The 17,697-nt window shown below is 65.2% G+C and carries 19 protein-coding genes and 1 riboswitch; of the genes, 8 read left to right on the top strand and 11 right to left on the bottom strand.

Annotated features, from left to right (window positions below):
• The first annotated feature begins 71 nt into the window (after window positions 1-71).
• The 3 genes from ACX80Z_RS10685 to ACX80Z_RS10695 are packed head-to-tail and all read left to right on the top strand — an operon-like array spanning window position 72 to window position 2,523.
• Entirely contained in the window at window positions 72-824 is a 753-nt protein-coding gene (locus ACX80Z_RS10685) for an alpha/beta hydrolase (RefSeq protein WP_459304210.1), read from the top strand.
• 32 nt (window positions 825-856) lie between these two features.
• Entirely contained in the window at window positions 857-1,687 is an 831-nt protein-coding gene (locus ACX80Z_RS10690) for a DUF1295 domain-containing protein (protein WP_459315864.1), read from the top strand.
• Window positions 1,684-2,523 (top strand): lysophospholipid acyltransferase family protein, encoded by an 840-nt coding sequence (locus ACX80Z_RS10695; RefSeq protein WP_116778552.1) that lies wholly within the window; start codon window positions 1,684-1,686, stop codon window positions 2,521-2,523. Before ACX80Z_RS10690 ends, ACX80Z_RS10695 begins: the two co-directional genes overlap by 4 nt.
• A gap of 65 nt (window positions 2,524-2,588) precedes the next feature.
• Here the strand turns inward: ACX80Z_RS10695 and ACX80Z_RS10700 are convergent, their stop codons facing one another.
• The 3 genes from ACX80Z_RS10700 to ACX80Z_RS10710 form a co-directional block, all read right to left on the bottom strand.
• Window positions 2,589-3,527: a GNAT family N-acetyltransferase gene (locus ACX80Z_RS10700; protein ID WP_459315865.1), complete on the bottom strand. Its 939-nt coding sequence runs from the start codon at window positions 3,525-3,527 to the stop codon at window positions 2,589-2,591.
• Window positions 3,527-4,915, bottom strand: a complete 1,389-nt coding sequence (locus ACX80Z_RS10705; protein ID WP_019483536.1) for a glycine--tRNA ligase — start codon at window positions 4,913-4,915, stop codon at window positions 3,527-3,529. The genes ACX80Z_RS10700 and ACX80Z_RS10705 overlap by 1 nt, the downstream gene beginning before the upstream one ends.
• 243 nt (window positions 4,916-5,158) lie before the next feature.
• Window positions 5,159-6,127, bottom strand: coding sequence for a DMT family transporter (locus tag ACX80Z_RS10710; RefSeq protein ID WP_459315866.1), 969 nt, complete (start codon window positions 6,125-6,127; stop codon window positions 5,159-5,161).
• 105 nt (window positions 6,128-6,232) lie between these two features.
• Here ACX80Z_RS10710 and ACX80Z_RS10715 point away from each other — a divergent pair, with 105 nt between their 5' ends.
• On the top strand, window positions 6,233-6,493 hold the full coding sequence (locus ACX80Z_RS10715; RefSeq protein ID WP_459315867.1) for an RNA-binding S4 domain-containing protein: 261 nt from the start codon (window positions 6,233-6,235) through the stop codon (window positions 6,491-6,493).
• On the opposite strand, the gene ACX80Z_RS10720 is transcribed toward ACX80Z_RS10715, so the two are convergent.
• Window positions 6,480-7,190 carry an alpha/beta hydrolase gene (locus ACX80Z_RS10720; protein WP_459315868.1) on the bottom strand — a complete coding sequence of 237 codons (711 nt, stop codon included), beginning with the start codon at window positions 7,188-7,190 and terminating at the stop codon, window positions 6,480-6,482. The genes ACX80Z_RS10715 and ACX80Z_RS10720 overlap by 14 nt on opposite strands.
• Window positions 7,191-7,305: 115 nt before the next feature.
• Between ACX80Z_RS10720 and ACX80Z_RS10725 the strand changes: the two genes are divergently transcribed.
• Window positions 7,306-8,127, top strand: coding sequence for an SGNH/GDSL hydrolase family protein (locus ACX80Z_RS10725; protein WP_024476586.1), 822 nt, complete (start codon window positions 7,306-7,308; stop codon window positions 8,125-8,127).
• 14 nt (window positions 8,128-8,141) lie between these two features.
• On the opposite strand, the gene metX is transcribed toward ACX80Z_RS10725, so the two are convergent.
• Window positions 8,142-9,275 carry a homoserine O-acetyltransferase MetX gene (gene metX / locus ACX80Z_RS10730; RefSeq protein WP_459315869.1) on the bottom strand — a complete coding sequence of 378 codons (1,134 nt, stop codon included), beginning with the start codon at window positions 9,273-9,275 and terminating at the stop codon, window positions 8,142-8,144.
• An 18-nt stretch (window positions 9,276-9,293) separates the two neighbouring features.
• Window positions 9,294-9,429, bottom strand: a riboswitch (SAM riboswitch).
• 117 nt (window positions 9,430-9,546) lie between these two features.
• On the opposite strand from metX, the gene ACX80Z_RS10735 reads away from it, so the two are divergent.
• Window positions 9,547-9,975: a hypothetical protein gene (locus tag ACX80Z_RS10735; protein ID WP_459315870.1), complete on the top strand. Its 429-nt coding sequence runs from the start codon at window positions 9,547-9,549 to the stop codon at window positions 9,973-9,975.
• 4 nt (window positions 9,976-9,979) lie between these two features.
• Window positions 9,980-10,621 carry a VOC family protein gene (locus tag ACX80Z_RS10740; RefSeq protein ID WP_019483543.1) on the top strand — a complete coding sequence of 214 codons (642 nt, stop codon included), beginning with the start codon at window positions 9,980-9,982 and terminating at the stop codon, window positions 10,619-10,621.
• A gap of 41 nt (window positions 10,622-10,662) precedes the next feature.
• Here the strand turns inward: ACX80Z_RS10740 and ACX80Z_RS10745 are convergent, their stop codons facing one another.
• From ACX80Z_RS10745 to ACX80Z_RS10770, 6 genes are read right to left on the bottom strand one after another with little or no spacing between them, the layout of a single operon-like run.
• On the bottom strand, window positions 10,663-11,472 hold the full coding sequence (locus tag ACX80Z_RS10745; RefSeq protein ID WP_459315871.1) for a CPBP family intramembrane glutamic endopeptidase: 810 nt from the start codon (window positions 11,470-11,472) through the stop codon (window positions 10,663-10,665).
• Between the two features lie 30 nt (window positions 11,473-11,502).
• On the bottom strand, window positions 11,503-12,303 hold the full coding sequence (locus ACX80Z_RS10750) for a DeoR/GlpR family DNA-binding transcription regulator (protein WP_459315872.1): 801 nt from the start codon (window positions 12,301-12,303) through the stop codon (window positions 11,503-11,505).
• Window positions 12,300-13,184 (bottom strand): class II fructose-bisphosphate aldolase, encoded by an 885-nt coding sequence (locus tag ACX80Z_RS10755; protein ID WP_459315873.1) that lies wholly within the window; start codon window positions 13,182-13,184, stop codon window positions 12,300-12,302. Before ACX80Z_RS10755 ends, ACX80Z_RS10750 begins: the two co-directional genes overlap by 4 nt.
• Window positions 13,181-14,143, bottom strand: coding sequence for a 1-phosphofructokinase family hexose kinase (locus tag ACX80Z_RS10760; protein WP_459315874.1), 963 nt, complete (start codon window positions 14,141-14,143; stop codon window positions 13,181-13,183). Before ACX80Z_RS10760 ends, ACX80Z_RS10755 begins: the two co-directional genes overlap by 4 nt.
• A complete protein-coding gene (locus ACX80Z_RS10765) occupies window positions 14,140-15,102 on the bottom strand; it encodes an ROK family protein (protein WP_459315875.1) in 963 nt (320 codons plus the stop codon). The genes ACX80Z_RS10760 and ACX80Z_RS10765 overlap by 4 nt, the downstream gene beginning before the upstream one ends.
• 7 nt (window positions 15,103-15,109) lie before the next feature.
• Entirely contained in the window at window positions 15,110-16,057 is a 948-nt protein-coding gene (locus ACX80Z_RS10770; protein WP_459315876.1) for an SIS domain-containing protein, read from the bottom strand.
• A 296-nt stretch (window positions 16,058-16,353) separates the two neighbouring features.
• Here ACX80Z_RS10770 and ACX80Z_RS10775 point away from each other — a divergent pair, with 296 nt between their 5' ends.
• Window positions 16,354-17,601: an extracellular solute-binding protein gene (locus ACX80Z_RS10775; RefSeq protein WP_459315877.1), complete on the top strand. Its 1,248-nt coding sequence runs from the start codon at window positions 16,354-16,356 to the stop codon at window positions 17,599-17,601.
• Window positions 17,602-17,697 lie beyond the last annotated feature (96 nt).

The raw sequence follows: 17,697 nt of genomic DNA on the forward strand, positions 1-17,697 counted from the left end.
CGGTCCCGGACCGCGACATAAGCTAGACCCAAGGTTTGGAACAACACCCCGCGGCAGATGGAAAAGGGCAGATGAAAGAACGGTTTAGTGAATCGGATGAGGTTCCCGCCGGAACCGTTGCGCATGCGCCAGTGGTGACTGTTCGAAAGGCGACAGGCCCGGTGAAGGGTGTGGTCCTGGTGCTCCACGGCGGCCGGGCGAACAGCTTCGAACCGGTCCGTGCCCGACACCTGAGTCCGGTGCGGATGGTTCCCTTCGCCGCGCTGGTCCACAGCCGCGGCAAGGATCACGGCCTGGCAGTGTGGTCCCTCCGCAATAGCGTCAGGGGGTGGAACGGTCAGGAAATGTCGCCGTTGCATGATGCCCGCTGGGCGCTGGCCGCGATCCGTGACCGGCATCCGGGAGTCCCCGTCTATCTGGTCGGGCATTCGATGGGTGGCCTGGTTGCCCTCTGTGTGGCCGACGACCCCGAGGTCCGCGCGGTCGCGTCCCTGGCTCCCTGGCTGAGCGAGACCACCCCCGCCGATCCCGTCGCCGGCAAGCGCGTCCTGATCCTGCACGGCGACTCGGACCGCTGGACATCCCACCGGCAGTCACTCCGCTATGCGCACCGTGCCCGTTCACTGGCGACGGACCTGCACTACGTCACGGTTCGCAGCGCTGGGCATTTCATGGTCAAAAAAGCACGGCTTTGGCACGAACTCACTGCCTCCTTCGTCCTGAAGTCCTTCACCGAGGACACCGGAGCCGCCATCCATCCGGACGGCACCCTGCCCGCCCGCGATCTATTGGTCGGCGACCAGCCCCTCTCCATCACCGTCTAACGGACTGCCCCCTACCACCCTGAAGGTGAATGATGCCTGAATTCCCGTTTCTCAGCTTCCTCGGCGGCTTCGGCTGGGCGGCGCTCGGCGTCGTCGTGCTCCTCGCTGCCACCTTCGCGATGGCCCAGGTGCAGAAGCGCCACTCGGTGATCGACACGGCGTGGGGGCTGGGGTTTGTGGTGATCGCGGCGATCACGTTCGTCACCTCTGCCCAGACTTCGGTGGACGCAGCCGGCGACGACGCCCGCCGCTGGCTGCTGTTGCTCCTCACCGCTGCGTGGGGGCTGAGGCTGGCCGGATTCATCGGGTGGCGGGCCCGCGACGGCGCCGAGGACCCACGGTACGAGGACATGCTCAGCAAGGCGCCGGGCTCCCGCAACATTTATGCCCTGCGAAAGATTTACCTGACGCAGGGTGTGGTGATGCTCTTCGTGTCGCTGCCCCTTCAGGTAGGAATGTACGCCACCGGCCCCCTGGGCTGGCTGGCCTGGGTCGGCGCTGTGATCTGGCTGGTCGGGTTCTACTTCGAATCAAGCGGGGACTACCAGATGGCCGCATTCCGGAACAATCCGGCGAACAAGGGCAAGGTGATGGACCGGGGCCTGTGGCGCTATACCCGGCACCCCAACTATTTCGGTGACGCAGCCGTCTGGGTGGGCCTGTTCCTGATATCGGCTGATTCCTGGCCCGGAGTGCTCACCATCCTCTCCCCCGCCCTGATGATCTGGACCCTTTCCAACAAGACAGGCAAGCCCCTGACGGAGAAGCGGCTCAGCACCCGCCCCGGCTACCGCGAATACATCGAGAACACCAGCGGATTCTTCCCGCTGCCACCCAAACCCGGACGAGGTGCATCATCATGAGTCGACTCACTGAGAAAATCGGGCGCTGGCAGCCCCAGCCCAATGACCGTTTCTATCGCATGATCGTGCACACCGGACAGGCGCTCCGGTTTGTGTTCCGCATTCGGGTCATTGTGTCCGGTCAGGAGAACCTCCTGCCTGCGGGTCCGCTGAACGGCCGGTCACGGCGTCCAGTCCCGGGCCAGGGAGCGGTGGTGGCGATCACCCATTTCGGGTACCTCGATTTTGCGTTCGCCGAACTGGTGCTGTGGCGGCATGCCCGCGCCCAGATGCGGTTCCTCGTCACCAAGGGTGCGGCGGCACACTGGTTCGCCGGACCGGCGATCAGAGCGGCAGGGCACGTGGTCGTTGACCGCAGCGCGGGCAGCGCCGCCTATCAGGGTGCGTTGGAGAAGCTCAAGGCCGGCGAGTATGTGGCAATCCTGCCCGAGGCCGGAGTGAGCCGCAGCTACACCGTCCGTGAACTGAAAACCGGTGCGGTCCGCCTGGCAGCGGAGGCTGGTGTGCCGATCCTTCCGATGTCCGTGTGGGGGTCTCACCGGTTCATGAGCCGCGGCCACAAGCTGTCCCTCAAAGCCATCTTCAGGGCACCCGTGCGGGTCCACATCAGTCCGCCGATCTGGCACGGCGCGGATGCCGACGTCGTCAAGGAGACCGAGCAGTTGCGGGCCGAACTGCAGGACGGCATTGACCGCGGTATCGCCAACTTCCCGCTGGTCCCCGAACCCGGCGCGTGGTGGCATCCCGCTCCCCTGGGCGGCGGCGCCATGACCGAGGAGGAACGCATCGCGGCCGACGCCCACGACAAGGCCACCGGGCGGCACGAGCGTCAGTAGCCGAATGAGATAAGGCGGGCCCACCAGTCGTGGGCCCGCCTCATCTCACTGTTCAGGCCCAGTCGCTAGTCGCTGATCACCTGGGTTTCCGGTGCGCTGACCGATGCTGATCCCATCGCCAGGAGCGGCTCGACCACGTTGACGAGGGCGGTCATCGAATCATCCACCTCAAGCAGTACCGGGAACTGGTGCACCAGCATCGCCAGCAGGGACGCCACCGCGGCTTCCTGCTCCGCCGGAGCGAGGTCGGGGTCGTAGCCAACCAGTACGTCGGCTGGATCATCGGTCCGGGTCTGGGTGTAGCTGACAGCGAACGCGGCGATCTTCCCGCCGTCGGCCTGCGGCTTGTCCCTGAGCACCACTGCTCCCCCGGCCCCGGTGGAGTCGGCAAGAAGATACTGCTGGGCCTGGCCCAGGGTCATCTCCGCCGGATCCCACGCGTGCACCGAGTTGTACCAGGCGGCGACGGCGGTGGTCAGTTCGACCGATCCGGTCGCTGCTTCGTCCAGCTGCGGCCCACCAGCGTCGTCGAAGACCGGCAGCGACAGCGCACCGGGCTCCACCTTGACGATCCGCGACCGCTGGATCTGCCCGAACCCTGAGGCCGTGGCGAAATCCGCGCCAGTGCTGCCGGGAATCACCTTCGCCCGCAACTGGGTGGCGCCCGACGGCGACCCGCCCGCCTCATGCCGCAGCATCGCCAGCAGCGTGGACCCCACCCCGGTGCGGCGGTGGTCCGCCGCGACCTCAATGTAGGCCCACAGCCGCTGGTTGTGGAGCTTCGGTTCAAAGACATACGCTGCGGCGACCGGAACGCCCGTACCGTCTCCCGCTGTACCGGTTCCCACCACGTCTTCGGCCACAATGCAGCGCAGCCACGGGGTGTTCGATGACGGACGGAACAGTGCCCTGGCCTGCTCGACCTGCGCGTTCTCGGGTCCGCCCCAGAGCTGGATCAGCTCAAGGTCGTCGCCGTCGCGCCATTCACGGTAGTTCAGCACCATCAGGAGCCGATCAGTCGGGCGGCCAGGTAACCCTCAACCTTGTCGAGGGAAACGCGTTCCTGGGCCATGGTGTCGCGTTCCCGGATGGTGACGGCCTGGTCGTCCAGGGTCTCGAAATCCACGGTGATGCAGAACGGGGTGCCGATCTCATCCTGGCGACGGTAGCGACGGCCGATGGCGCCGGCGTCGTCGAAGTCGATGTTCCAGTTCCGGCGCAACTGCGCGGCAAGATCCTTCGCCTTCGGCGACAGATCCTCGTTGCGGCTCAAGGGCAGCACGGCAGCCTTGACCGGCGCGAGGCGTGGGTCCAGCTTCAGGACGGTGCGCTTGTCGACGCCACCCTTGGAGTTGGGTGCCTCGTCCTCGGTGTAGGAATCCACCAGGAAGGCCATGAAGGACCGGGTCAGGCCAGCGGCGGGTTCGATCACGTACGGTGTGTACCGCTCGTTGGTGCCCTGGTTGAAGTAGCTCAGGTCGGTACCGGAGTGCTTCGAATGGGTGGACAGGTCAAAGTCGGTGCGGTTCGCAATGCCCTCCAGCTCGCCCCACTCCGAACCCTGGAACCCGAACCGGTACTCAATGTCGGTGGTGCCCTTGGAGTAGTGGCTGAGCTTCTCCAGCGGGTGCACGAACAGCCGCAGGTTGTCCGGCTTGATGCCCAGGTCCGTGTACCAGTCGAGGCGGTTCTTGATCCAGTACTCGTGCCACTCGTCATCAGTGCCGGGCTCGACGAAGAATTCCATCTCCATCTGCTCGAACTCGCGGGTGCGGAAGATGAAGTTGCCCGGGGTGATTTCGTTGCGGAAGCTCTTGCCGATCTGGCCGATGCCGAAGGGTGGCTTCTTGCGGGAGGTGTTGAGGACGTTGTTGAAGTTCACGAAAATGCCCTGGGCGGTTTCCGGCCGCAGGTAGTGCATGCCTTCCTCGTTGGCGACGGGGCCCAGGAAGGTTTTCAGCAGTCCCGAGAACTCCTGCGGTTCCGTCCATTCCCCGCGGGTGCCACAGTTGGCGCAGGCAATGTCCTTGAGCCCGTTTTCGGCGGCGCGGCCCTTCTTTTCCTCATATTCTTCCTCGAGGTGGTCGGCCCGGTACCGCTTGTGGCAGCTGAGGCATTCCACCAGGGGGTCGCTGAACACCTCGACGTGGCCGGATGCCTCCCAGACCTTGCGCGGGAGGATTACGGAGGAATCCAGGCCGACGACGTCGTCGCGCCCGCGAACCACTGACTGCCACCACTGGCGTTTGATGTTTTCCTTCAACTCGGCGCCGAGGGGACCATAGTCCCAGGCTGACCGTGATCCTCCGTAGATTTCCCCCGCCTGGAAGACAAACCCGCGGCGCTTCGCGAGCGAAATGATGGGGTCGAGTGCGGACTGGTTCTTGGCCAAGGTGGTTCTCCATTTCTACAGGCCGCTGGGTGCGGTCCGTGGTGGTGTCCGGCAGGGCTGAGGTTCAGCATCTGGTTCCGGTGAATGGTCCCGGTGAGGGGTTCCAAAACAGGGGCTGGGTGCCTGCTCGAATCGAAGGTACAACCTTAGCCTACCGAGGCGTATCGGCTGCCGGGGTGTATCGGCTGCTCCGGTCAACTACCCGGATCAACTGCCCAGGTCAAGGCATCTGGGGTCGGCTGATCAGCGTACCCGGAGCGCCCGTCTCGGCCATGGCAAGGTGGTCAGCACAATGGCGATGAGGGTGAGGATGGGGCCCGCCACGGTGGCGAGTTCCACCACGGTGCCCGGGGTCGGGAAGACCAGGTCGAGGGCCAGGGAACCGACCAGCTGGCCTGCGATCATCCCCAGACCGGTGAGCAGGACGCCGAGGCTCCGGACCAGCACCGCTCCCAGCCCGATGAAGACGCATCCCAGCGGGCCGCCGAGGTAATACCACCACTCGGTGGGCAGGGCCGCGCCCGGCCCGGCGACGAGAATTTTGATCAGCCAGGCGAGCAGCAGGACCGACGCCCCGGAGATGAAATTGATCAGGGTGGCGATGATTGGGGTCCCATAGTGAACCGACGCGGTGCCATTCATGGCCTGTTGGAAGCTGATGAGGAATCCGGCCAGGATCGGCAGCAGCACCGGTATCAGCCAGCTGCTGAGGTCGCCGGTGGCACCGAACCGGGGTGACACCGCCCAGACCACGGCAGCGACGGCGAGCGCCGTGCCAATTAATCGCATCACGGTCAGCGGTCGTTTCCCTGCCGGCCCGATGCCTGCACGGTCGGCGAGCAGGCCACTGAGGGTCTGGCCCATCACTGCCGCTACCGTGAAGAGCGCCACCCCCAGAACACCGATGGTCAGGGACTGGGAGAAGACAAAGAACGCGCCGATGGTGCCAGCGGCAAGATAGATGGGCGGGAACCGCCGCTCCCGCACCGAGGGAAGTATCTGCCGGAAACCGGCCCGCCCCCGCGGCAGCACGAGGGTGATAATCACCATCAGGACGAGGCCGGTGCTGAAGCTGACTAGCGCTGCGGCAACCCCATCGTTGAGGTGTGTGCCGAGGGCGCCGTTGATTCTCCCCTGCAGGGGAATTGCCACGCCGGCTGAGACGGCGAGCAGCAGGCCGAGGAACAGGGGAAGCCGGGGGTGGTGTGACACCCATTGATCCTATGGCAGGCTGGCCCGTGCCCTGGGACCAGTCGAACGGATCAAGAGATTCGGAGCCATGCCGCTGAGACCGGCAGGGTCGGGCAGAATGGAGCCATGAACCAATCCCCAGAAAGCGACCCGACCGTCGGCCACACCATCCCCATTACTGATGACATGATCCGGCTGGGTCAGCTGCTGAAGCTATCCAATCTGGCTGAGGACGGCGCGCAGGCCAAGGAGCTGGTGGATAACGGCCTCGTGAAAGTCAACGGGGCCATCGAGGAGCGCCGCGGCGCGCAGCTCCATCCAGGCGACGTGGTCACCGTGAATGGCGCCTCGGTCACTATCACCCGTGAGACCGCTAACGGCGTTTAGGCTGCGGTTCAATCCCGAAAACTGTCAGCTCGAGGAATTCCTTGACGTGGGCAAGCTCACGCATGCTGATGCTGTGGGCGATGCCCGCATACAGCACCTTGGTGAGGTTCGTGTGTGCGACAGCCCAGCGGTGAGTGAATTCAATCCGGTCGGGAGTGATCACCGGATCCTCCTGATCGCGCCCCCAGAAGAGCGGCACCGGGTGCGCTGCTGCGTCGTCGTCATTGAAGAACTGGCTGCCCTCGGCTGGCACCACAAACCCTGAGAGCCCGACGACGGCGGTGAAGTCGCGGGGGCGATGACGCAGCAGGGTGGTGGCGACGGCCATTCCCATGGAGAAGCCGAGCAGGGACACGCTGGTATGCCCGGCTTTCACCGAGTCGAGCCAGCCGGCTACCTTGGCGACGGTGTCAGTCACCAGATCCACCGAGTATCCGGTGTCCTGGGTGAGGGGGAACCAGGTGAACCCTGGCCCCATCGCGTGGGGGGCCCGCACGGAGGCGACCGTGAGGTTGGGCGGCAGATGGTCGACTAAGCCCATGAGGTCTTCCTCATTGGCAAGATGTCCGTGGAACATGACGAGCAGGGCGGTACCCTCGCGTTCCGCCGCGGGGCGCGACCACAGGACCACGGGATCCCAGGCAGGCGCGGTGGCGTGATCGGCGGCTGGCAGGTGGGGTGATTCCGAAAGAGTCATTGACCTAGTCTTTCACGCGCGGAGGGTCGCGTTCAGTATCGGTCTGTAACAGGATAGAAGGATGAACCGGAACCTGTACCTGACGCCCGACACCCCGGCCGATCCTCACGACAGCATGCCAGAGAGCAGCGTGGCGAACAGTATCCCGCATCCGTGGACCCGCTATGTTGCCCTCGGTGACTCATTCACCGAGGGCATTGGTGACCCGAATCCCGAGAGCGTGGGCGGCAACAGGGGGTGGGCCGACCGGGTCGCTGAAGAACTCAGCAGGAGCCGGGAGGATTTCGCGTATGCCAACCTCGCCGTTCGTGGCCGGCTGCTGCACCAGATCGTGGACCAGCAGGTTGCACCGGCTTTGGCCTTGAAACCGGACCTGATCACCATCTCGGCCGGCGGCAACGACCTGATCCGGCCGGGTGGCGACCCGGACCAGCTGGCGGCCCGGCTGGACGGTGCCGTTGAGGCGCTCAGCGCGGATCAGGCGACGGTGGTCCTGTTCGCCGGCCCCGACGCGAGAGATTCGGTGCTGGGCAACTTCAGGTCCAAGACGGCAATTTTCAACGAGAACCTGAGGATCATCGCCGCCCGGCATGACGCCCTGATCGCAGACATGTGGGCGCTCCGGCAGCTGGTGAACCCGCAGATGTGGGATGGAGACCGGTTGCACTTTTCCCCGCTGGGTCATCACACCATTGCCATGATGGTGCTGGAAACCCTCGCGGTACCCCATTCCCTGACACCGCTCGAACCGCAGCCGCTGCCCCATCAGAGCTGGCGCGCCGCGCGGACGGAGGACCTGGTGTGGGCGAAGGTGTACTTCGTCCCCTGGGTGCTGCGCCGGCTCCGCCGCCAGTCCTCGGGCGACGGGGTGCTGGCGAAAAGGCCCGATGCCGCTCCGATCTTTGGCCCCGGGATGCCCCCCGGCGTCGGCGGCTAAGCCCCGGTCATTCACTAGTGATCGGTGTAGAAGGCTTCCCGCAGGCGTTGATCGAGCTGGTGGATCTCGGTCAGGAAGGCGTCGTGGCCGATCGGTGAGACGATCGTGTGGACGGGCACCTCCCCCGGCAAGGCCTGTGCCAGGGTGTGGGACTGGCTGGGGAAATACAACCGGTCCGAGTCAACCGCTGCGATGAAGAACTCGGCGGTGGCATCCCGCAACGCCAGGTGCAGGGGACCGCGGTCCCGGCCGGCATCATGCCCCATGAGTGCTTCTGTCAGCACCAGATAGCTGTTGGCGTCGAACCGTTCCACCAGCTTGCTGGCTTGATGGTCAAGGTAGCTTTCCACCTGAAATCTGCCCCGGGCTGCCGGGTCCGACGAGCCGAAGGGTGTCTCTGCACCCTGTGCCGCCCGACCGAAGCGGTGCTCCAGCTCCGGCTCGGACCGGTAGGTGATGTGGGCGATGCGCCGGGCCAGCCCGAGCCCGGCGACCGGGCCTGTGCCCGGATAGTAGTCCCCCGCGGCGAATCCCGGGTCCAACCGGATAGCCTGCAGCTGCGCCTGGGCGAAGGCAATCTGCTCTGCCGAGCTTGCGGCAGTGCAGGCGATGACTGCGCACCGTTCGACCCGCTCCGGGTACACCAGAGCCCACTCCAGGGCCCTCGCGCCGCCGAGCGACCCCCCGATCACCGAGTGCCACCGATCGATTCCGAGCGCATCAGCCAGGAGGGCCTCGGCCCGGACCGAATCCCTGACCGTGAGGTAGGGGAATCGGGAGCCCCAGGGGACGCCGTCGGGGTCCGCTGACGCAGGTCCGGTGGAGCCATAGCAGCCGCCGAGCATATTGATGGATACGACAAAATACCTGGTGGTGTCGATGGTTTTGCCGGGGCCCACCAGCTGGTCCCACCAACCGTCTTCGGTCGAATCGCCGCGGGCAACATGGGAGCTGCCGGTCAGTGCATGCTGAATCAGGACGGCATTGGACCCATCGTCGTTGAGGGTGCCCCAGGTTTCATAGGCGAGCGTAATCTCGGGCAGGTGCCCCCCGGTTTCACAGGTGAAGGGGCCCAGACCGAGTGAGCGGACGACGCCGTCAGGTGTCACCTGGGCCCGGTCCTGTTGTGCGGTGTGAATAGTTGTCACTGGTATCGCCCACCTCGGAATCCGCGCTTGCGCCGGACACCCTGTCCGCCGCCTGGTCGTCACCCGGGGCACCCCACCGCGAAGGAGGGTTGCCGTCCAGCAAGCCGGGGCTTGGTGGAGCGGGGTGTTCCGCTCCGTGCTGGCACTCGTGACCTGTTCCTAGATAACCCGAAAACGCAGCTTCGACGCAAATATGTGAACGTCCGTGTATCTGAACGTCCGTGGCAAAAAAGACCCTGATCTGCCCCCAGCAGCCCGATAAGCTTGCGCCATGCGGATCCGCCCAATCGATCTCGTCGATGTTTTTGTCTACCTCGTCGTCCTGGGTCTGTTCATTCAACTGTTTCCCGCGGTGATTTCCGAGACGTTCACCCTGGCGTTGCTGACCGCTGCGCTGCTGAAGCTGGTGCTCGAATTGGTGATGCGGGTGAAGAAGGCCCTGTTGACCCGCGTCCGTACGGCTGAGCGGGTTCTCCCCCGGGTGATCAATGGTGGGGCCCTGCTGCTGGTGCTTCCCGGAAGCAAACTCCTGGTGCTCCAGCTGGTGGCGTTCCTCTTCGGCGATGCGGTGTACCTGGGTGGCTTCTTCCAGGTCACGGCGCTGATCATCGTTCTGATGGCTGCCCGGGGTGGCGTGAGACGCCTTTTCGTCGGTAAGGGTCCCCTAAGTCGAGACACAGATCACAAAGTGCCAAACTAGGGCCATGCGCTTGGACCATGTCTCATATGCTTGTGAACCCGACGGCCTCGTAGCAACTGCGGGGAGGATCGCCGATGCCCTCGGCGTCGACCCGGTGAAGGGTGGTGTGCATCCCCGCTTCGGCACCAGGAACATGATTTTCCCGATGCTGAACGGTCAATATCTCGAAGTTGTTGAGGTGCTGAACCACCCGGCTTCCGACAAAGCTCCCTTCGGCCAGGCGGTTCGCGCCCGGTCCGAGGCTGGCGGCGGCTGGATGGGTTGGTGTGTTGCTGTGGATGATCTGGCCCCCTTCGAGGAACGCCTCGGTCGTAGCGCCGTCCCGGGCAACCGCAAATTTCCTGACGGTCAGGAGCTCACCTGGCAGCAGATTGGCATCAAGGGGCTGATCGCTGATCCCCAGGTCCCCTATATGTTGCGGTGGGATGACGGTACTGAGGCCCTGCACCCCTCACAGGCCCGACCCGCTACAGTGCGCCTCGATTCGCTGACCATTGCAGGGTCCCCCGACCGGATTGCTGAATGGCTGGGCACGCCGGCGACCGAGCCGCTCGATGAGGTTGTTGTGCAGTGGGTGGCACCCAATGGCACTCCCGGCATCATGTCCGTGACCTTCCAGACTGCCAACGGCCTGGTGGAAATTTAACTGCACCCTTTCGTGTGACCGGCCGGCAAGTCGCCACGTGACTAGTCGCCGATACCAATCGCCGATCCAAAGAGGGCGAAGCCTACAAACCCGGCGATATCGAGCAGGGCGTGGGCGATGACCAGGGGCATCACCCGTTTGGTCCGGGTGTAGGCATATCCAAAGATCAGACCCATCAGGACATTGCCGATAAACGGCCCGAAGCCCTGATACAGGTGGTAGCTGCCCCGGAGCAGGGCACTGGTGATGATGATGGCCGGCATTGACCAGCCCAGCTGCTTCAGCCGGTGAAACAGGTATCCCACCACAATGACCTCTTCGACCACTGCGTGGCGCAGCGCCGAGAGAATCAGGACGGGCACGGTCCACCAGTAGGCGTCGAGCGCAGCGGGCTCGATTGCCGTCGTGATCCCCAGCGCACGCCCCGCCGCATAGACGCCGAGCGTGCCGACCCCGATGACCATCGCCAGGCCGAACCCCAGGCCGAAATCGACCCGTGGCCGGCTGAAAGTGAATCCCAGGGTGCGGAACGCCGACTTTCCCGGTTCCGTCAGGAGGAATAGCACCAGGAACACCGGAACCAGCGCGAAGAAGATGCCGAGCAGCTGGTAGGTGAGGTCGAAGTACTGGCGGTCATTCAGGACCGGATTCAGCCGGGTGGTCTGCGCAGCGAGCGGCGCCTGGCTGAGCTTGTCGAGCAGGTTGACCACCGCGTAGACGGCCGATTGCCCGAGGGAAAGTCCGAGCACAATCGCTATCTCGGCGGTGATCCGCCGACGTTGGACGGGGGCCGACCGGTTGACATCGTCCGGCGTCGACGTCGTGGACGCCTTGGGTATCTCGGTGGACATGCCAGCCATCCTAGTGGGCGATCCTTGGGGCTAGTCGGCACCCAGCTTCGGGGCGACGATGACGGTGGTCCCATGATCTTCGAACGACCGCCGCTGAGCGGCGGTGATTCCTGAGTCGGTGATCAGGTTGCTGAAGGTGTAGCCGGTCATGGTGGCGAAGCATCGGGTACCGATCTTCGACGAGTCCGCGACAACGTAGGCCTTGGCGGCGCGTTTGGCGACCATTGCGTTGACCGCGGCTTCACCCTCGTCGCTGATGGTGGGCCCGACGACCGGGTCCAGCCCGTTGACTCCGACAAACGCCAGGTCGAGGGCCACCCGCTGCAGCACCGCGTCAGCATAAGAACCCACCAGTTCATAGGAGCGGGGGTTGACGATGCCACCGGTGACCATGATTTTGAAGTTGGGCCGGACAGCGAGCTGGGCTGCAATGTTGATGGCGTTGGTGACGACAGTAAGCGTTGGCTTGTTTGACGGTTCCATCAGGTCGCTGCGTTTGCTGAGCGCCGAGGCGATTGCCGTGCTGGTGGTCCCGCCGCAGAGCCCGATCACCGCTCCCTTGGGGATGAGGTCGCTTGCGGCCTGCGCGATCGCGCGCTTCTGCCCGGCGTGGACGTCCTTGTTGTAGCGCCCGGGCAGATCGTAGGCGACGGTTTCGATGGTGGCCCCACCGTGTGTGCGGGTCAGCAACCGCTGCTCCGCGAGGCTGTCCAGGTCCCGCCGGGCGGTGGCCGGTGAGACTTTGAGCTTGCTGACTATTTCGTCGACTTCCACCTGGGTGGCTTCGGAGAGTAGGTCAAGGATGGCGCTGAGCCGTTCCGCGCGTTTCATCCCGCTGGCCCGTTCCCGTTGATGGTGGCTGCCGCAGCGACCGGGCCTGCGGTAGCGAAGAGGGTTAGCAGGCGTGCGGTTTCCGATTCGATGGCAGCACGCCCGGCCCCGATATACTTCCGCGGGTCGACGATTGTCGGATTGTGATCCAGGTACAGGCGAACGGCCCGGGTGGAGAGGCTGTTCAGGTGCGTGGAGACATTGATTTTGGTCATCCCGGCCCGGATCGCCGCAGCGATAACGTCGTCAGAAACCCCCGACGACCCGTGCAGGACCAGCGGCACATCGAGCACTGAGTTCAGGGCCGCGATCAGGACCAGGTCCAGTTCGGCGCTGCGCTGAGTCATCGCGTGGGAGGAGCCGACGGCGACGGCGAGCGCGTCGACACCCGTGGCCGCCACAAAGGCGGCGGCCTCCCCCGGGTCCGTCCTGACGCCCGGCGCGTGAGCGCCGTCCTTTCCGCCGACCTTGCCCAGTTCGGCTTCCACATACACGCCGCGTTCCCGGGCGTAGGTGGCCACGCGGGTGGTGGTGGCAACATTCTCGTCGAAGTCCAGGGCGGCGCCGTCGTACATCACCGATCCGAAGCCCAGGTCCACCGCGGCGAACGCCAGCTCAGGATCTTCAGCGTGATCCAGATGCACTGCGACCGGCACCAGGGCGGCGCGGGCGATGGCAAGGGTGGCGAGAGCGATCGGTTCCAGCCCGCGATGGTAGTTGACGCAGTTCTCGGAAATTTGGAGAATCACGGGCAGCCCCGCCGCTTCGGCCCCGGCCACCAGCGCCTCGGCCGTTTCCAGCTGGATGACGTTGAACGCGCCAATCCCGGTTCCCGCGGCTGCAGCCGCAGCCATCAGTTCGCCTGTCGGTGTGAGGGTCATGCGCGGGACTCCTGCTCGGGTAGGTGGTGCTGGGTGACGGTAACTGCTGGTTCCAGGTCCGGGTAGCTGGGGTGCAACTCGCCGGCGGCTGGCATCAGGACCGCGGCGGCCGACCACGCGACGGCGAGCCGCAGCAGGGTTTCCGCGGAGGTGATGCCGGCAGCGAGTACGACGGCGAGCGCCGCTACCGCCGCATCCCCAGCCCCCGTCGGGTTGCCGTCCACCCGGGGTAGCGACGCCTGCTGGGGTGGTTGTCCCGTCCGGTACAGGTACATGCCGGCCTCGGCGCAGCTGACCACTACGGTTCCCGCGCCGCGGTCCAGCAACATCTGGGCGCCGTCGGCAATGGTTGCCGCTCCGGTCGCTTCCAGAAGTTCATGGTGGTTGGGTTTCAGCACATCGGCACCAGCGTCAGCCGCGGCCAGGAGGGCAGCGCCGGAGGTGTCGATGATGCACGGAATTCCGTGCGCTTTTGCCTGGCGGACCAGCGCTGGATAAAAATCGGCTGGCGCTCCCTCTGGTAGGCTGCCGGCTCCCACGAGTACCCCGGCGCCAGCGAGGTTTTCTTCCACCAGCCCAGTCAGGGCATTCCACTCGGTGGCGGCCAGCGGTCGTCCTGCTTCATTGAAAATACTGGTCTGCCCTGCCTCCCTGTCGACAAAGGCCATGCTCCGCCGGGTGGCCGCCGCCACCTCGGTCAGGGCGTGAGGCACGCCGCTGGCCGAGAGTTCGGAGCTGAATTCGGCGCCGGCTGTCCCCCCGACGGGCGCCACGGCGACCGCCGGGTACCCGGTCTGATGCACCACTCTTGCCACGTTCAGTCCCTTACCGCCAGCCCGCTGCAGCGGCGCCGAGACGCGGTGGGAGGCTCCGGGAATGAGCCGCGGGACCGCATAGGTCAGGTCGATGGCCGGGTTCGCGGTCACCGTGAGGACGTGGCCACGGAGGTGCAGTGTCATGGCGCGTCCAGCAGGCCGCGGGCACGCAACGCTGCCCCGATGAGTCCTGCATCCTGACCCATCTGGGCCGCGAGCAGGACCGGGTGCCGATGGAAGGAAAGGTTCTGCTTGACCCGCAGGCGCAGCGGATCAAGCAACGCAGCACCGGCCTGGGCCAGACCGCCGCCAATGACAACGGCCTCGGTGCCGAGGATCGCCACCAATTGGGCAATGCTGAACGCCAAAGCGGTGATGGCGTCATCGATTACCCGACGGCCTGCCGGGTCCCCAGCAGCCGCTGCGGCGAACACCTCCCGGGCACCGGGCGCGGACTGCCCGGTGAGTTCGGAGTAGCGGCGGGCGATTGCACCGGCCGATCCGATGGTTTCCAGGCAGCCCCGGAGGCCGCAGGTACAGTCCAGGCCGCCCGGCACCTGGGCATGGCCCAGTTCGCCGGCATACCCGCCCCCGAGGACCCGCTTACCGTCGCAGAAAACGGCACCGGCAATACCGGTGCCAACAATGATCACCACGACGTCGTCCAGCCCGCGGGCCGCCCCAAAGCGCATTTCCGCGTCTCCGGCGGCGCCGACGTCGTGCGCGTAGCTGACCGGCAGACCAGTGGCGCGCCGCAGCCGGTCAGCGAAGGGAAAGTCCCGCCACCCCAGGTTCGCAGAATAGATGCCGACGCCGTTGACCTCATCGACCAGGCCCGGCGCGATCAATCCGATGGCTCCGATGGTCTTCGCCGGCCAGGCCGCCCGATACTCGGCGAGCAACCCGGCCGACCGCTCAACGATGCTTTCGCCCGGCACCCCGGAGCTGGCCGGGGTGGCAGTGCGTCGGATATCGGCCAGGGTCCCCGCAGGATCTGCGAGTGCCGACTTCAGATCGGTGCCACCCACGTCGATGGCCAGCACCAGGTCCTGGCCGGGACCGGTGGCTGGCTCCGGCGTCGCCGTTGGGTCGATGGTGCTCACGCCGGGACTACGAATCGTTGGTGGCCGCGGAGTCGAGAATGACCGAGCGGGTCAGGTTGCGCGGCAGGTCAGGATCCAGGCCCCGTGCCCTCGCCCGCTCCAGGGTGATTTTGTGGATCAGGGCGAGATCAGCCAAGGGGTGGCGCCCGGTGTAGACATAGTCGGCTCCGGTGGGGGCGACGTCGTCGGCGAGGCCAGGGATGTCGGCACCGAAGAGCCACACGACCCGCCCCGGTGCGGCAATCGAGATGGGACCGTGGCGGTATTCCATCGCCGGGTAGGACTCGGTCCAACCCTGGACGCCCTCGCGCATTTTCAGTCCGGCCTCGTGGGCAAGGCCAACCGTCCAGTTCGTGCCGAGGAAGGTGAACTGTTCGGCGTCGAGCAGCCGGGGACTGACCTCTGCTGCCAGGGCCGCCGCAGCATCGGTCAACGCCAGCTCCAGGTCGATCCCCACGGAGGTGAGCAGATAGACGAGCGCCGCAGTGGCGAACCGGGTCTGCACCACCGACTGCTCGTCGGCGTAGGGCAGGGCGACGACGGCGTCGGCGAGCCCGATGGCGGGCGAATCGACATCGCCGATCACGGCGATCATCCGCAGCGTGCCCTGCAAGGACCTCATCAATTCCAGCACCTCGGTGGTGGTGCCTGAGCGGGAGATGGCGACCACCGCGTCGTAGCCGCGGCCTGCCACGACCGACGCTTCGGAAGCAGCGAACGCATCGGTCAGGCCTTTGCCGGCGCCTTCACGTGCGGCGGCGTAGCTTTGCGCCATGAACCAGGACGTGCCACAGCCGACGACGGCCACCCGGTCACCGTCTTTCGGGAGGAGATCCTCGGCCATCGCCTGATCGATCGCCTGTCGCCAGACCGCTGGTTGGGAGTGAAGCTCCCGGTCCATGTGTGCCCCGGCGGGGGCTGGGGCACCGGGTACCTCGGGGGTGGGATGGGACATCTGGCGCTCCTTCACGGTGGCCGCGGCTAGGTCCGCGAGTGATTAGGTGTGACGTTTCAAGAGGTAAAGCAATCAGTACCAATCTAACCATCCCTGGAACGTTTTGGGCAGTGCGCGTCTTGTAACGCTCAGATTTCAATTCCCGCATCAGCTTGACGTGAGACGTGGATCACGCAAGTATCGTTCCACAATGGATGAACAGTAATGCTCATTCCGAGCTCAATACCGTCAACTTGTTGCAAGTATTCCTGTGACAGCTCTAGCAGCTGCACCACCTTTGGAAAAACGAGGAAACCATGAAGAAATCCATCCGTACCGGAGTTGTCGCAAGCGTTGCGGCTGCCGGTCTCTTGCTCACCTCTTGCGGCTTTGGCGGTGAGGATTCCGGCGGAGACGCAGAAGGCAGCACCTCCCTGGACCTGCTGGTACCCAGCTATTCCGACAACAGCAGGGCTCTATGGGAAGGCGTCATCGAGGAGTTCGAGGCCGCCAACGAGGACATCTCGGTCAACCTTCAGGTCGAATCGTGGGAGAACCTTGAGTCGGTCCTGAACACCCAGATCCAGGCCGGCGAGGCACCGGATATCTACAACGGTGGCGCTTTTGCGGCCTTCGCCGAGGAAGGGCTGCTGTACCCGGCCGAGGAAATCGCCTCACCCGAAACTCTCGAAGACTTCCAGGAGTCCTTCGCGGTCAACGAGGAGTTTGACGGGACCCAGTACGCCCTGCCGTTGCTGGCGTCCGCACGGGCCATGTTCTACAACGAGGACCTGTTCGAAGAAGCCGGCGTTGACGGTGCACCCACCACCTGGGACGAGCTCTACGATGCCGCTGACGCTATCACCGAGACCGGAACCCCCGGTTACGGCATGCCACTCGGCTCCGAAGAAGCCCAGGGTGAAGCACTGATCTGGATGGCTGGCAACGGCGGCGGATTCGGCGATGAAAACGAAATCACCGTTGATACGCCTGAAAACCTCGAGGCAGTCGAGTTCATGAAACGCATGATTGACGACGGACTGACCCAGTCCGATCCGGGAGCCACCCAACGCACCCCGATGATCAACGTGTTCATCCAGGGCCAGATTGGAATGGTTTACGGTCTGCCACAGACCGTCGGCCAGATCGAAGCCGAGAACCCTGAGCTGAACTACGGTTTGGCGAACATCCCCACCGCGACAGGTGAGCCCGCGACACTGGGTGTCGCAGACCGGCTGATGTCGTTCAAGAACGACGGCGACAAGGCCGAGGCCGTGACCGCGTTCATGGACTTCTTCTTCGCCGAGGACAACTACGCCGAATGGGTCAGCGCCGAAGGGTTCCTGCCGACCACCATTTCCGGTGCCGATCAGATGTCCGGCGATGAAACCCTGGCGCCGTTCCTGGACATGCTGCCGAGTGCAGTGTTCTACCCGACCTCCAACCCGGCCTGGAACGCCACCGATGGCGCGTTCAAGAGCCTGTTTGGCCAGCTTGGACAAGGGATGGAACCAGCAGAAGTACTCGAGCAGATTCAAGCGGAAGCTGACGCAGCAGCCGAGTAGCCAGCAGCCGGGGGGGGGGGGGGGGGGGGGGGGGGGGGGGGGGGGGGGGGGGGGGGGGGGGGGGGGGGGGGGGGGGGGGGGGGGGGGGGGGGGGGG

The organism is Arthrobacter sp. TMT4-20, from assembly GCF_054510775.1.

Excerpts from the sequence above, each read along its gene's own strand:
- ACX80Z_RS10685 (WP_459304210.1), top strand. The coding sequence starts at position 72 with ATGAAAGAACGGTTTAGTGAATCGGATGAGGTTCCCGCCGGAACCGTT.
- ACX80Z_RS10715 (WP_459315867.1), top strand. The coding sequence starts at position 6,233 with ATGAACCAATCCCCAGAAAGCGACCCGACCGTCGGCCACACCATCCCC.
- ACX80Z_RS10750 (WP_459315872.1), bottom strand. The coding sequence starts at position 12,303 with ATGAAACGCGCGGAACGGCTCAGCGCCATCCTTGACCTACTCTCCGAA.
- ACX80Z_RS10740 (WP_019483543.1), top strand. The coding sequence starts at position 9,980 with ATGCGCTTGGACCATGTCTCATATGCTTGTGAACCCGACGGCCTCGTA.
- ACX80Z_RS10695 (WP_116778552.1), top strand. The coding sequence starts at position 1,684 with ATGAGTCGACTCACTGAGAAAATCGGGCGCTGGCAGCCCCAGCCCAAT.
- ACX80Z_RS10735 (WP_459315870.1), top strand. The coding sequence starts at position 9,547 with ATGCGGATCCGCCCAATCGATCTCGTCGATGTTTTTGTCTACCTCGTC.
- ACX80Z_RS10720 (WP_459315868.1), bottom strand. The coding sequence starts at position 7,190 with ATGACTCTTTCGGAATCACCCCACCTGCCAGCCGCCGATCACGCCACC.
- ACX80Z_RS10700 (WP_459315865.1), bottom strand. The coding sequence starts at position 3,527 with ATGGTGCTGAACTACCGTGAATGGCGCGACGGCGACGACCTTGAGCTG.
- ACX80Z_RS10725 (WP_024476586.1), top strand. The coding sequence starts at position 7,306 with ATGCCAGAGAGCAGCGTGGCGAACAGTATCCCGCATCCGTGGACCCGC.
- ACX80Z_RS10775 (WP_459315877.1), top strand. The coding sequence starts at position 16,354 with ATGAAGAAATCCATCCGTACCGGAGTTGTCGCAAGCGTTGCGGCTGCC.
- ACX80Z_RS10690 (WP_459315864.1), top strand. The coding sequence starts at position 857 with ATGCCTGAATTCCCGTTTCTCAGCTTCCTCGGCGGCTTCGGCTGGGCG.
- ACX80Z_RS10770 (WP_459315876.1), bottom strand. The coding sequence starts at position 16,057 with ATGTCCCATCCCACCCCCGAGGTACCCGGTGCCCCAGCCCCCGCCGGG.
- ACX80Z_RS10745 (WP_459315871.1), bottom strand. The coding sequence starts at position 11,472 with ATGTCCACCGAGATACCCAAGGCGTCCACGACGTCGACGCCGGACGAT.
- ACX80Z_RS10760 (WP_459315874.1), bottom strand. The coding sequence starts at position 14,143 with ATGACACTGCACCTCCGTGGCCACGTCCTCACGGTGACCGCGAACCCG.
- ACX80Z_RS10755 (WP_459315873.1), bottom strand. The coding sequence starts at position 13,184 with ATGACCCTCACACCGACAGGCGAACTGATGGCTGCGGCTGCAGCCGCG.